The organism is Mesorhizobium sp. M0306 (assembly GCF_040321655.1).
In the GTDB taxonomy this organism is placed as follows: domain Bacteria; phylum Pseudomonadota; class Alphaproteobacteria; order Rhizobiales; family Rhizobiaceae; genus Mesorhizobium.
On the sequence record NZ_JAMYRY010000012.1, the window covers coordinates 30,282 to 44,137 of the forward strand.

Below are 13,856 nucleotides of genomic sequence, written 5' to 3' on the forward strand. Positions count from 1 at the left end.
ATCTTGCTGCTGGCGCTGATGGCCGGGCCGGCACATGCGCATGACGCGCCGCACGACGAGCGCCTGCCGACGATTGGACCGGCGCCCGACTTCAGCCTGGTATCGCAGGATGGCGAACCTGTGTCGCTGCACGACTTTCGTGGCAAGGTGGTCGCCGTTGCATTCATCTATACGTACTGTACCGACGTCTGCCCGATGCTGACCGCTCATATGGCCAGCGTGCAGGAGAAGCTGGGCTCGACGTTCGGATCGAAGATTGTCTTCGTTTCGATCACCGTCGACCCGGAGCGCGATACGCCCGATGTTTTGAAGGCATATGCGCAGAATTTTGGCGCCGATCTGAAGGGCTGGTCGTTTCTTACCGGCGATCCGGCGGTCGTCCATGAGGTGGGACGGAAATACGGGGTCATCGCGAAGAAGGCGGCGAACGGAGATGTCGACCATACCTTGTTGACGTCGCTCGTAGACCCCAATGGCATCTTGCGAGTACAGTATCTTGGCGTCCGGTTCGACTTGGAGGAGTTCCGGGATGACCTTGTCAGCCTCTTGGACGAATCCAAATAGCATAACGAACCGGCTCGTTGGCTGGGTTGCCCGGCTGCCGGCGCGCGTCCAGACCAAGCTCTTGATCGCGTTCCTGTCGATCGTCGGCCTGCTGATCGTGCTCGGGGCCGTCGGGTTGCAGGTGCTGAGTGGGGTCAACGATCAGACCAACGAGCTGATCAAGCTGCAGCGCAGGATCGCGGCCTACCGCCAGGTACAGCACGATACGACCAGCCAGCTCTACGGCATCTCCACCGCCCTGTTGCTTCAGGACGACCGGATGCTGGATGCGGCGCTGCGCCAGCTCAATCAGTTCGGCTACGACCTCGACCGCATGGAGTTCGTCGCCAAAGCCGAGGTGGAAGTGCTTGGCCAGGTCAGGCAAGAGTACGAACGGCTGACGGCCGGCGTGACGCACGTGGCAGAACTCGTCCGCGCCGGCCGTACTGAGGAGGCGCGCAAGGTTCAGCTTGATGAAATCATACCGTCGGCTGATCGCCTCGAGCGGCTGACAAACCAGCTGGTCAACATGGCCGAAGCCGACATGGTGGCGGCCATCGAAGCGAGCGAGGGGGCGTACGGCACCTCTCGACTGGTCGTGGTTGCTTTCGCTGTGGGCAGCATCCTGCTGGCGTTGGGGCTCGGCTACATCATCTCCTGGTCGTTGATCGAACCGGTCAAGAAGATCGAGACGCGTCTCAGCCAGATAGCGGCCGGCGACTTCGCCCAACAGGTTGCCGTCGCCAATCGCGACGAACTTGGAGTGCTCGCCGCTAACGTCAACCGGACCTCCGACCAGCTGGGGCGCCTGTATCAGGAGATTGAGACGCGCACCCAGCAGCTCGACGAAGCCCTTCAGCAGCAGACAGCCACTGCAGACGTTCTGAAGGTCATCAGCCGCTCTACCTTCGATCTGCAGGTCGTGCTCGATACGTTGGTGGAATCGGCTGTCAGGCTCTGCCGTGCCGACAAGGGTGGTATCGTGCAGTTGCTTGATGGCGTATTCCGCTATGTGTCGACGCATGGCTACCCGCCCAGCTTCCGTGCTTATGTCGACGCCAATCCACTTCCAGAGCTTGCCGCAGGCCGAGGCTCCGCCGTAGGGCGCGTAATCGAAGAACGGCGGATCGTGCAAATCGAAGACGTGACCGCTGATCCGGACTACCGCGTTGTCTTGATCGCTGAGGCAGGCGGATTCCGCACCGTCCTCGCTGCCCCGCTGTTGCGGGAAGGTGATCTCGTTGGCGTATTCGTCATGACGAGGGTTGAGCCGCAACCTTTCAATCCCAAGGAGATCGCGCTCGTCGAGACATTCGCCGACCAGGCCGTGATCGCCATCGAGAATGCGCGGCTCTTCGAGGCGGTGCAGTCACGGACGCGCGAGCTTGCCGCGTCTGTTGGTGAGCTCGAGGCGCTTGGTGAGGTGAGCAAGGCGGTCAATTCGACGCTGGATCTCGACACCGTGCTGAAAACGATCGTCGCCAAGGCGGTCCAGTTGTCGGAGACGGATGCTGGCACCATCTACGTGTTCAGCAGCACGCGGCAGCAATTCCGTCCGCGCGCAAACTTCGGTATGAGCGATGAGCTTATCGCCGCAGTCTCGCACCAGACGATCGGGCTGGCCGACATGGGGATCGGCGACGCGCCCGGGCGCTGCATGCCGGTGCAGTTTCCCGACCTCAGCGAGGAGACCTCATCCTTCCTTGTAAGAAAGACGATCGTCGACGCCGGATATCGCGGTATCCTGATCGTTCCGCTGCTGAGGCCCAACAAGATCGTCGGTGCACTGGTCGTCAGGCGCCACAAGCCAGGTGCCTTCCATGAACAGGTTGTCCACCTGCTGGAGACCTTCGCTGCCCAATCGGTGCTCGCGATCCAGAATGCCAAGCTGTTCAGCGAGATCGAGGAGAAAGGCCGGGAGCTGGAGGCAGCTAGCCGCCACAAGTCCCAGTTCCTCGCGAATATGAGCCACGAGCTCAGGACACCGCTCAATTCGGTCTTGGGCTTCACAGAACTGCTGGTCGACGGCATCTACGGCGAACTCCCGGACAAGGCAAAGACGACCGTCGCGCGCGTGCAGGCGAACGGCCGTCACCTCCTCGGGCTCATCAATGACGTACTCGACCTTTCCAAGATCGAAGCCGGCCAGCTCACGCTGGCGATCGAGGACTACTCCATCGCGCAGATTGTTCGATCGACCGTTACGGCTGTCGAACCGCTGGCACGAGCGAAGGGTCTTGAGCTTTCAACGACTGTTGCCGAGAACCTTCCATTCGGCCGCGGGGACGAGCGCCGTTTGACGCAGGTCCTGCTCAATCTTGTAGGCAATGCCGTCAAGTTCACCGAAACGGGTGCGGTCGACATTCTTGCCGATGCGGTCGACGGGCACTTCGAGATCACCGTCCGAGACACCGGTCCCGGCATCGCGTCCAAGGACCAGGCTCTCATCTTCGAAGAATTCCAGCAGGTCGACAACAGCAGCACCAGGCAGAAGGGTGGCACAGGTCTTGGCCTGGCGATCTCGAAGCGCATCGTCGAAATGCATGGTGGGACCATAGACGTCGAGTCCGTGCTCGGGTCAGGATCGACATTCCGGCTGAAGATACCAATCCGGGTGAATGAGGACGCGAGGGCGGCATGAGCAAACGAATCCTGATGGTGGAAGACACCGAGGACAACCGCCAGATCATCCGCGATCTCATTGCCACCACCGAATACGAGCTGATCGAGGCGGCGGACGGCGCCGCCGGCGTCGCCGCTGCCGCGGCCGAGAAGCCAGACCTGATCCTCATGGACATTCAGCTGCCGGTAATCGACGGGTATGAAGCGGCCCGCCGTATAAAGGCCGATCCGGCGCTGCGGCACATCCCGATCATCGCCGTCACGTCCTATGCACTGTCGGGCGACGAGGCGAAGACCCTTGCTGCAGGGTGCGATGGCTACATTGCCAAGCCATTCAGTCCGCGCCAGCTGCTCGCCGAGATTCGTCAGTTCCTTTCCTGAGGGGAGACAGTGCCTTGCACGATCCGCCTCGCATTCTCGCGGTCGACGATACTCCGGAGAACCTTGAGATCCTGCGCATGCGCCTCGAGGCGAATGGCTACGAAGTTGCAACCGCCGCCGATGGTGAAGAGGGGCTTGCGAAAGCCCGCGAACTCACGCCGGATCTGATCCTGCTCGACATCATGATGCCGAAGCTCGACGGCATCAGCGTGGTGCGCATGCTGAAGCAGGATCTCTCGCTGCGATCGATCCCGGTCATTCTTGTCACCGCAAAAGCCGACACGCGCGATGTGGTCGAGGGGCTGGACGCCGGGGGCGATGACTATTTGACAAAGCCCTTCGAGCACCAGGCGCTGTTGGCGCGGGTGCGCTCGATGCTGCGCCAGAAGGCGCTTCACGATACCGTCGCAAGCCAAGCCGTGCAGCTTTCCGATTGGAACCGCTCGCTCGAGCAGACCCTGGCGGAGCAGGTGATCGAGATCGAGCGAATGGGCCGGCTCCGGCGTTTCCTGCCCGCGCAGGTCGCCGACCTCATCCTTGCGGCGGGAAATGGCGACACGCTTCTGCAAAGTCACCGTCGCGAGGTGACCGTCGTTTTCTGCGATCTACGCGGCTTTACAGCCTTCGCCGAGACTGCCGAACCTGAGGAGGTGATGGCGGTTCTTGGCGAATACCACGCCTGTCTTGGTGAACAAATCGTCCGCTACGAGGGAACTCTTGAGCGATTCGTGGGCGACGGTATCGTCGTCGTTTTCAACGATCCACTGCCCTGCGCCGACCATACGGAGAGAGCCGTCCGCATGGCTGCGGCGATGCGTGATGCGATTGACGAGCATTCAGAGCAATGGCGCAAGCGCGATCACTTGCTCGGCTTCGGAATCGGCATCGCCCGAGGCCATGCAACCATCGGGCGGATCGGTTTCGATCAGCGCGCCGATTATGCAGTGATAGGCACAGTGTCGAACCACGCCGCCCGATTATGCGAGGAAGCCAGGCCACGCCAGATTCTCGTCAGCCAGCGGGTCGTTGGTGCCGTCGAATCCCTGGTTGAGTCCGTCGCCGTTGGCGAACTGACGCTGAAGGGCTTTCGCCGACCGATGCCTGCCTATGAAATTGTGCGGTGGATCGGTCGGCCAAGCTAGGGATCACTGTGCCTAATGAGATAGATCGCCTCCTGCGCTGAATGGGCCATACAATGATGCGGGCAGCTAGACCGATCAGCGATCGGACGGCCTTTGAGCTCCATGGCCGTTGCTCCCTATTCGCCTCGCTCGGGGAAACTTCCCAACGTCAGCTCGCAAGGCACGTTACAGATACCTGGTTGGCTTCTTTCAAGCCCGGTCGCCACAAGGCGCGACAGGAGTTTCCGGAAGTCCAGCCCAACCTATGAACAGCGCCTGGACAAGATGGCCGTAGCGGATGGGTGCAGCGTCCGTGGCGCAAGCCAGCCCTCTGCCAACGCGAACTTTGGACCCGATCCAGTCGTCACGTGGGATGAACTCGAACGTCTCGAATTGGTTCGAGAAGGCGCCTTTTGGCAATTACCCGATGGATCCGTTTTGTCAGCGCCCTGGAAGGTACGAGGGTTCCGTAAAGGGCTTGGCCTTGGCTGAGAGCATTGCCCTCGCCACGAACGTTGAGAAGGCGTATGGTCGTTAATCGTTGGCTGAAAGCGTTCTTGGCCAGCGACTGAAGAACGAGAAGACTCCCGCCTTGAACAGGGCGTGCTCCAACTCGCGATTACTCGGCGCGCTCACGCATTGTCCGTCCTCTATTGGGTCATTTGGTTGATTCCTAGGGATGATCAATTTGCCAAAGGAGCGTCCCGATGAAGCTAATGCAGGATCGTCGCACATTCCTGACCGGCCTGTCGGCGATCGGCGGTGCCGGGCTCCTCAATGTTCGCACATCCAGTGCGGCCGGGGAGCCTGCTCTGGAAACGACAACCGTCCGCTTGGGGCAGTGGGTCGGAGGCGCTTACTGTTGGGCGTCCATGTACCTTGCCGGAGAACTTCTGCGCGCCGACGGTTTCACCGATATCCAATATGTCGAAGGCGACACCCACATCGACAATTCCAAGTGGCTCTCCGCCGGCCTGATCGATTTCGACATGAACATGCCGTCGATGCACATTAGGTCCATCGACGCCGGCGTGCCGGTGAAAGTGCTGATCGGCGTGCATTCCGGCTGCTTCGAGTTGATCGGCAACGACAGCGTCCGCAGCATCAGGGATCTGCGTGGAAAGCGCGTCGGGGGAGGGTCGGTGGAGTCGCATCCTCACATCCTGACGGCTCTCATGGCCAACTATGTCGGGCTTGATCCCGTGCACGATATCGAGTGGGTGGAGGGTGAACAAGCCCCAATGCAAATGTTCATCGACGGCAAGGTCGATGCCTACATGGCAGGTCCGCCCGAACCGCAGATCCTGCACGCCCGGAAGATCGGCCATACGATCGTCAACAACGGGACCGACCGCCCGTGGTCGCAATACTTTTGCTGCATGGTTGCCGGCAATGCGGACTATGTGAGCAGATACCCGGTCGCGACGAAGCGGGTGTTGCGCGCCATTCTCAAATCCGCTGACCTGTGCGCTTCTGATCCGTCGTTGGCGGCACAGCAGCTCGTCGACCGAGGCTTTCTACCCAACTATGACGAAGCGCTTGGGACGCTGAACGGTGCTCAGCACGACAAGTGGCGCGTGTTCGACGCCGAAGACAGCGTGCGCTTCTATGCGCTGCGCATGCAGGAGACCGGCATGATCAAGTCGAGCCCGCAACAAATCCTGTCCAACGGAACGGACTGGCGTTTCCTCGAGGAGCTCAAACGCGAGTTGAAGGCCTGAGACCCTAGCAGACGCAGTCACGCCTTGGCGCTGGTCATAGCGCGGGCGAGTGAGCACGACGCGCCGAAGGACGAGCGCCTGCCGACAATCGGACTGGCTCAGGACATCACGCTGACATCGCATGACGGGACGCGCGTGTCGCTGCGCGATTTTCGCGGCGACCAACGCCGCCGGATGGTGGCAGCAACCAGCCTCCAGATATTAGTTGTCTCTGGAGGACTGCTGTTTCGTGGGAGCAGCCGTTTCCATCAACAGCAACCACACGGCAACAAATGTCGCAAACGTGTTATGTCGTCTGTTCGCTCGAATGTCCGCTTTTGGGTTACGGCTTTGGGCTGCTCAACGGCCGACATTAGGCGCGAAGCGGTCATTCGCCATGCGATGGTCAGAGGTCCTTTTCGGGTCATGAGCGTTGGTTCTGTGGACGCCGCCTTTCGGGAAAGGGATCCGGCGTCAGGAAGGTCCGGAATGGGTCCAGATCACCAGCAACAGGTGCAAATTTGCCAGACTACAATCTGGACATTTCGAACAATCCGTACTATCTAGGGCGAGAAATATGGTACCAATGGTGGTCATTATGAACGCTCGCAACTCGGCAGTTCGCGCAGATGCAAAGGTCGATCGTGAGACGGTCGCTGACATTCTCGATGTGTTATCGCGACGGCATCCAGGAATATCCAAGTCCGCTCTGAAAGCCGCCGGCAAGGCGGTCGCCGCGCTGACGGCGGTAACGTCTCGTCTGTCCCCTGCCGAGCAGCGCCAGATCGCTGCGCACGAACAGGCCCTGGCGAGAGCAGTGGAGAATGTGGTTACGCAGCTCGCCCGACCCAGTAAGATACTTGCTCCAGTAGAGGTCGAAAAGCCCCTGGAGGTCAGCCAAGGCGCAGGCCGCGGGAAGGTCTTTGATCTTGAAGAGGGCCGGCTGCGCCTCGCTGAATATGCAACGCCGACACGCCTTGAGGATTGGGCTGGTCCTGTCGCCGGTCCCGGCGAGATCGAAAAGATGTTCGGGACGAAGCGTTCGACCCTGCACGATTGGCAAAGGCGCGGAGCCGTGATCGGACTGCTCAAGGGCGAGCGGAAGCACGTATTTCCGCTCGCCCAATTCGTCGACGGTCGTCCTGTTGAGGACATGGCCCGGATCACGAAGATCATCGGGAATCCTCGTGCGACGTGGCTGTGGCTGACCCAGCAGCATGTGAGCGACACCGGCGAAACTCCGCTCGACCGACTCAAGGCTGGGCGCATCGATGAGGTCGTCGCTGACGCCGAGTTCGATTTCGGCTGATCGTGGAGCTTGACGCCGAAGTCGTCGCGGACCTGGCAATCAGGTTCCAGCCGCAACACTACCTGCGGGCAATGCGACAGGAGTACGCAGCTACTCCATTGGGCATGGGGTTCGGACAATCGCGCTTCGCAAGCCCCGACCGGTCCTTCATGGTCCTCTACATTGCTCGCGACCTGGCGACGGCGATCGCCGAGACGATTATTCGCGACCGGTTCGAGGGAAAATCTTACCGCATGCTGCATCTCTCGGAAATCGCTGGCTGGGCCGTGTCCGAAGTCTCTGCTACGTCGCCCCTGACGGTGATCGACGTCCGGACCACCGGCCTGCTGCGGCTTGGGATCAGCACCGACGCTGCACGTGCCAAACAACAGGAGGAAGGCCGGAAGCTGAGCCAGGCTCTCTTTAACGGGTTCGCAGTTGACGGGATCCTTTACTATTCGCGGCTGACCGGAGCGGAATGCGTGGCGGTCTACGACCGCGCCGTTGAGGGCAGGCTCAAGGCCCGACGGGCCACGGCGCTCGAACGGCATGCCGAACTCGTGCCGGCGTTGAGGCAGCTGAACGTTCGGGTTATCCGCGGCGACCTTTCGTAAGGAGCCGTCGGGCTATCTCTAACCTAGATCACTCGTGCTGCGCAACGCGAGCGCTGGCGCGTGACGCAGGATGGCATGAAAACATCACATCTGGAGCAATGGCTGAGAGGGTTTAAGGCAGAAGTCTCGAAAACTTCCGCACCTGGAACGGTACACGCCTACATTGCTAGACGGCACGCCTCTGTTCCGGCAAAGCTGCGAATCGCGGGGCCACTGGCAATCCGCAGGTCGGTGGGTTCAGGCAATGCTCATTGAAAGATGGGCCGCCGACTTTCCTTTGGCCGTAAAGCTCGGCGGGTTGTCGGTCTCAATTGCCGTCTCAAATTGATCGGCGGGACGCGGATGGCTAGCACGCTGCCGTTCGAACGCACCAGCGTCGTCGGCGCCTTGCTTTTGTGTCGGAACAGAAGACTTGCCTTTGGGTGATCACCCGTCATGACTAGGGATGAAGCAGAACAGGGTGTTCGCTACTTTTGCACAAAATGGGCTGAAGAGCGCGGGCTTCCTCATCAGCCAGAGAATCCAAGATTTTCCGATTTCTTTTCTTGGCTTGAGCAGAAGTCGCCGGGCCACTTGAAATTCCGAAGCAGCACTTCGGTGCGGGACGACGTCGAGCGATGGTTCATCGACGAATTCAAGCAAGGTTGGCGCTACTAGCAAGCGATTTCCGGAGAGGCCGGTGCCGTGCTCCGGGCCACCTTCCGCGATCACGCCATACCCACTTCACTTGCCTCTGTTAGCTTCTTCCTGCGGCGGGAGACCCCAATCCCGCCTGGCCGGCGCCTAACAGGCAAATCTACCCCAACGCCCCCCAACGGCGCCGGCCACCTTCCCGCGAGCGACTGTCAGCCGCTCTAGTGGATCCCGCCAGGAGGTTGTAGATCGAGCGTTCCTTGTCGTTTATATGCTGCCCAAGCCTCGGCAGGCACTGCCGAATCCGCCCGGGCCAGCAGTCCGCGCGCTCAGTCTCGGTAAGTGAATTCCACCACTGCATGCCGGCTATTTCATCAGCAGTCGGATTCCGGTTCGGTTCGTCTGCCATCTTCTTATCCTTGCATACGGCTTGAGTGGCGCAGGCCCGCACTATCAGAACGGCCAAAAGCCGGCCAAAAAAGCCGGCATTTTGGAGTGCGCCCCTGAGGGTGGACAGATCGGGATGTGTGGATTGACCAGCCTTCCGGGTTTTCGGAGAGAGAACCCATGGCAAAGCACCGCGGTCACAGCATCGAGTTCAAACGCGAGGTCGCGCAGGAGTTCATCGCCGGCGAGACGCCGCACGGCTTGGCTAAGCATCACGATGTCTCGCGCAACCTGATCCGCATCTGGGTGCGCAAATATGAGCAAGGAGCGTTCGACGATGATGCGCAGGCCGCTGACCTGATCCAGGAATACGAAGCCCGGATCGCAGCGCTCGAACGGTTGGTCGGTAAGCAGGCTCTGGAACTGAGTTTCTAAAGGGGGCTCTGAGAAACGCACCGCGGCCGAGAAGCGGGACTACATCCGTCATCACCGGCCCTGCGGCATCAGCGTTGCCGAAGGATGCCGGTTGATGGGATCGCGCGCTCCACCTACTACGATCCCCTGGAGAACGCGGCCGACGACATCGCGATCGTCGAGGCAATGTTCTCGATCAGCGACGAGTTCGAGTTCTACGGTTATCGCCGTGTCGGCGCTGCGCTGCGTCAGCAAGGCCTCGTCGTGAGCCACAAGAAGATCCGGCGCCTGATGCACGAGCATGATCTGCAGCCCAGGATCAGGCGGCGCTTCGTGGCCAGCACCGACAGCGATCATGATGGCCCGATCTTCCCCAACCTGGCCAGGGACATCGTTGCAACCCGCCCGAACCAGCTCTGGGTCTCCGACATAACCTATGTCGCGCTGCCGACCCGCTTCGTCTACGTCGCAGTCATTCTCGACGCCTGGTCGCGCATGATCGCCGGCTACGCCATTGGCCGATCGATCGATGCGCGGCTGACGATGGCAGCCTTGAAGCGGCCATTGAACGGCGCCAGCCGGTGTCCGGCTGCATTCATCATTCCGATCGGGGCTCCCAATACGCTGCGCAGATTTACCGCGAAGCGCTGGAAACAAACGGCCTGACGGGCTCGATGGGCCGCAGAGGCAATCCTTACGACAACGCCAAGGCGGAGAGCTTCATGAAGACGCTGAAGGTCGAGGCGGTCTACCCGATGGCCTTCGAAACCTTCGACGACGTCATTGATCACCTTCCCCGCTTCATCGAGGAGGTCTACAACAAACGCAGGCTCCATTCGGCGCTCGGATATCTGAGCCCGCAGCAGTTCGAGGATCAACACATCCGGCAGACTGGCAAATCAGCAGCCTGATATCTGTCCACCTTCAGGGGCGCACTCCATTTCGCTGCTCCACTGCATGAAATTTTGGTACCAGCCAGACACCGTTTCCTAAGCAACCTGCAGTGCGCCCAGGAAGAAAACGAAACAGATAGCTTGCCAAACCCCTCGTCATCTTTCGGGTCGTTGCTCTGGTAAACGTAAACCTGTCGATTGAACGTGGCCCTCTAACGGACCCGGTCGTCGCGGTCGCGTTCCCTTCTTTATAGTTCGTCGCGCTCCAACTCCTCGAGGCGAGGGATATGCTGTTGCGCCGGATCGGTCCGCGTCGTTTCGCTGCCGCGTTGTGCGGCCTCCTTGTCGCTGTCGAACTTATCCTGCAGCCGATTTGTAGCATCTACGGTCGACCCAGTTCGGACGGTTCGTCCGGCCGGCGCTCGGCCTCCTCGGGGCGACGATCTCGCTGCTGTTCGGTCACGGCATCGACATTTGCAGGGGTTTTGCCCTGCACTTCTGCCGGCCCCTCTCGGGTCTGCTCTGCCGCCTCGATAGCGCGCTTAAGCTCCGGATCGTTCTCGGCTACCTCGCATATAGGTGTTGCCCTGGACGGCAAGCTCCGCCGCGCGAGCCAGTCCGCGCTCAAAGTCAGCTCGGAATAGCCTTGGAGCAAATTATCGATGCCATCAGAGACATGAACGCGTCGCTAGACGACCAGCGATCAAAAACCGAGGCCCGCCTTCCAAAGCTGACGTAAGAGACACATAGCCGGTCAGCCCAAAAGAAAAAGGCGGCTGGAGAAGGGCGTCGTTTTGCGGGTATCTCCGATCGCTTAGACTCAATTAGGCGACTTTGAGATCTTTCATCGCCTTTTCAACGACATCCTTGATCGGCCTCGATACATCTTCGGCAGCCTTGGTCGTCACGGCCTGAAATTCCTTGGCCTGCTCGACGGTCTTTTCGAGCTGCGTGCGCAAGAAGGCAGTCTGGACTTCGATGAACTCGGACGGCGACTTCACGGCAACCAGGGCTTCGAGGTGCGAGAAGCCGGCTTCGGCATTGGCGCGCAGAGCAGCAATTGTCTTCAGCGACAACTCGTTGCCGACGGTCTTGGCGGTTTCGAAGCTCGACTGCAGAGCCTTCTGGGTCGTCTCGGTGCCTGAGGCAAATTTCGCATAGGCTTCTTTCGACTGCTCGACGCCCTTTTCGGCGACAGCGCGGACCTGGTCGGCAGCCTTCGACGCGTCGAAGGTGGGGAATGAGGTATTTTCAACGGTGTCATCGGTCTTGGCCATAGTTTCCATCCTTTCCGGTGGACGGCCCTTCACAAAAGCCGTCTCGTTCATTTACGAAACTGACGTTACGGCATTTATAGTGCATTGCAACATTTTTGTGCGACGCACCATCCTCTTTGTCCCAGCGTTAACCCGCTGAACTTTTCGCCTGCCGAGGCATGATCCATGACGACAATGTCGCCGGGCTTGAGGGTGGGACGAGAACTTTGTCGTCATAGATTTTTGAACCTATCGCCGTTGATCGGTCCGTCGATGAGCGATGGTGCATCCACACGGTCGTGGCGCAGCGCCGCCAGGAAGGTCACGATCTTCCAATGGTCATTCGGCGCCTTGGCTTTTATCCTCTCGCCTCGCGGTGCCCATGCGGGATCTGGTGTGCGCCTGCTCAGCGGCGGTCGATACACTGGTCATGCATCGTCAGCAGGTTGGCGGATTCATGCTCAAACATGGTCGTCGATTCCCAGGAAACCTGGACGATTCGCTATCTGCGCTGAGTTCAGGAGCAACGGTTTTGAATATCCAGCGCAGCAGCTTGCCAAGATCGAGCATAACCGCAAGACGGGCCACCTCGCGCCGCCCAGCGTAATCAGCCAGTGCGTTCATCACGTCAGGATCAAGATGCGATCACCGAGCGAAAGGTGCAAATGTCGCTCCGCTGACGCTTCAAAGCCAAGCCCGCGCGCCTCACCGATAAGAGCTTTAGCTATCGCGTTGGCGGCATCGTCGCGGTGCCTTCGGAACGTCGAATCCCACCCGCGGCGCTCGCACTTGATCTCGGCGCGGGTTCTCCCTTGTCTCATCGCCCTGTCAACCCTTGCAAATGAGCGAAACCAAGCTGTCGCGCCCTCGCTTGTGGAGTGCGCCTTTCGGCCGCCATGCAAGGAAATCATCAACGCTCATCCAATCAACCGGGTTTGTGTCGGCGTCTGGCTGGCTGAATTCCACGTACAGATGCAGTTCGTCCCGCACGAAGACGACCCTCCACGATCCTTTGATGTCATTGGCAAGGTTGTAGGCGAGGACGGTCATGGCGGGGCACTCCTTTCGCCGTGGAGCGTGCCTATCTCATGGGAAAATTGACGCTCGCGCTTTCTCAAAAATCCAACGTCCGCGTGATGCCGAAAGGTGCAGCTAGCTTTTTGTGTATCTCGATTGGGAACACGGGACCGCCGCGAAAGTTCGGTGCACGCAGCGAATCCTCCCCCTCCAGGTATTGCTGCAGATCGGTATCCCGATCGGCCCGCGCTCCCCGCAAGGGCGCGGGCCTCGGCCTGTGGTGCTCATGCCATCTACTTCGATCCGCAAGATGGAATATGATCTGGATAGAAGGACCCTCTCGGTGTGGTTCGTCGCCAGCGGGAAGCGGTACGAGTTTGAGGGGGTACCGCCGGAAACCTTTGCCGCGTTCCGGGCCGCGTTCGCCAAGGGCCGCTATTTCAACGACCACATCCGCAACAATTTCCGCTACCGTCTGGTTGCGAGCGATAGCGATTCGGGATGACCTGACCTGCCGGCGGCTCAATCGTCCTGTCGCTCCAACCGGCGGTTGGTGGACGCGTTGCCGCTGTGGCGCTTAGGGTTGGTTACGGTCCGCGCTCACTTGGCAAGCCCACCCCCCGCATCCCCCCGCCTGGTGCAAAGCGTTTGATCGCTCCCGCCGTTCTGGCAGTGCGGCGGGACTTTTTTGCGGTCCAGGTGGAGCATCGGCGCGCGGGGAAGGCGCGGTGCACGCAGCACCCTTTTCTCATCCAACGTACGTCGGTGGCGCGCTGAAGGGTCTCAACGTCGGTCTGCCGCCGGAGCTCAACTAGCTGGACTATTGCTCGACCGGAAGCGGCTCGTGCTGCGGCTCAGCGTGGTGGAAGACCTGTCCAAGATCGCGCGCGTCGAACGTCTGGCCGCAGACTGGGCAGTAGACCAAGTGCTTCGATTCGTCCTCTACCGGCCCGTCATGCGGCCTGCCCTCATAGCCCGTCGCGATGT

Annotated in this window: 12 protein-coding genes and 1 pseudogene; 10 read left to right on the forward strand and 3 right to left on the reverse strand. The window is 60.3% G+C overall.

The features are described 5' to 3' along the window. Positions 1-3 precede the first annotated feature (3 nt). The 7 genes from NKI95_RS18070 (at position 4) to NKI95_RS18100 (ending at position 8,269) form a co-directional block, all read left to right on the forward strand. On the forward strand, positions 4-564 hold the full coding sequence (locus NKI95_RS18070; protein ID WP_352718593.1) for an SCO family protein: 561 nt from the start codon (positions 4-6) through the stop codon (positions 562-564). Continuing rightward, entirely contained in the window at positions 530-3,184 is a 2,655-nt protein-coding gene (locus tag NKI95_RS18075; protein WP_352718595.1) for a GAF domain-containing protein, read from the forward strand. Before NKI95_RS18070 ends, NKI95_RS18075 begins: the two co-directional genes overlap by 35 nt. A gap of 14 nt (positions 3,185-3,198) precedes the next feature. Then, complete coding sequence (locus NKI95_RS18080) at positions 3,199-3,546, forward strand: response regulator (RefSeq protein ID WP_352718598.1); 348 nt, start codon at positions 3,199-3,201, stop codon at positions 3,544-3,546. 14 nt (positions 3,547-3,560) lie between these two features. Further along, positions 3,561-4,688 carry an adenylate/guanylate cyclase domain-containing protein gene (locus tag NKI95_RS18085; RefSeq protein ID WP_352718599.1) on the forward strand — a complete coding sequence of 376 codons (1,128 nt, stop codon included), beginning with the start codon at positions 3,561-3,563 and terminating at the stop codon, positions 4,686-4,688. A gap of 695 nt (positions 4,689-5,383) precedes the next feature. Beyond that, entirely contained in the window at positions 5,384-6,388 is a 1,005-nt protein-coding gene (locus NKI95_RS18090) for an ABC transporter substrate-binding protein (protein WP_352718600.1), read from the forward strand. 565 nt (positions 6,389-6,953) lie between these two features. Further along, a complete protein-coding gene (locus tag NKI95_RS18095; RefSeq protein WP_352718603.1) occupies positions 6,954-7,676 on the forward strand; it encodes an antitoxin Xre/MbcA/ParS-like domain-containing protein in 723 nt (240 codons plus the stop codon). A gap of 2 nt (positions 7,677-7,678) precedes the next feature. Beyond that, positions 7,679-8,269, forward strand: coding sequence for an RES family NAD+ phosphorylase (locus NKI95_RS18100; RefSeq protein ID WP_352456130.1), 591 nt, complete (start codon positions 7,679-7,681; stop codon positions 8,267-8,269). A gap of 426 nt (positions 8,270-8,695) precedes the next feature. Here NKI95_RS18100 and NKI95_RS18105 read toward each other — a convergent pair whose 3' ends face one another. Then, complete coding sequence (locus NKI95_RS18105) at positions 8,696-8,980, reverse strand: hypothetical protein (RefSeq protein WP_352453834.1); 285 nt, start codon at positions 8,978-8,980, stop codon at positions 8,696-8,698. A gap of 489 nt (positions 8,981-9,469) precedes the next feature. On the opposite strand from NKI95_RS18105, the gene NKI95_RS18110 reads away from it, so the two are divergent. Both NKI95_RS18110 and NKI95_RS18115 read left to right on the forward strand, forming a co-directional pair. Beyond that, positions 9,470-9,724 carry a transposase gene (locus tag NKI95_RS18110; protein WP_352718606.1) on the forward strand — a complete coding sequence of 85 codons (255 nt, stop codon included), beginning with the start codon at positions 9,470-9,472 and terminating at the stop codon, positions 9,722-9,724. Between the two features lie 165 nt (positions 9,725-9,889). Next, a pseudogene (locus NKI95_RS18115) lies at positions 9,890-10,611 on the forward strand (transposase); the annotation flags it as partial. Positions 10,612-11,420: 809 nt separating this feature from the next. Here the strand turns inward: NKI95_RS18115 and NKI95_RS18120 are convergent. After that, the gene (locus NKI95_RS18120) at positions 11,421-11,873 is read right to left on the reverse strand and encodes a phasin (protein ID WP_502894983.1); all 453 of its coding nucleotides are present in this window, start codon (positions 11,871-11,873) and stop codon (positions 11,421-11,423) included. Positions 11,874-12,680: 807 nt separating this feature from the next. Then, the gene (locus tag NKI95_RS18135; protein ID WP_352718608.1) at positions 12,681-12,902 is read right to left on the reverse strand and encodes a hypothetical protein; all 222 of its coding nucleotides are present in this window, start codon (positions 12,900-12,902) and stop codon (positions 12,681-12,683) included. A 253-nt stretch (positions 12,903-13,155) separates the two neighbouring features. Here NKI95_RS18135 and NKI95_RS18140 point away from each other — a divergent pair, with 253 nt between their 5' ends. Next, a complete protein-coding gene (locus NKI95_RS18140) occupies positions 13,156-13,374 on the forward strand; it encodes a KTSC domain-containing protein (RefSeq protein WP_352718757.1) in 219 nt (72 codons plus the stop codon). Positions 13,375-13,856 lie beyond the last annotated feature (482 nt).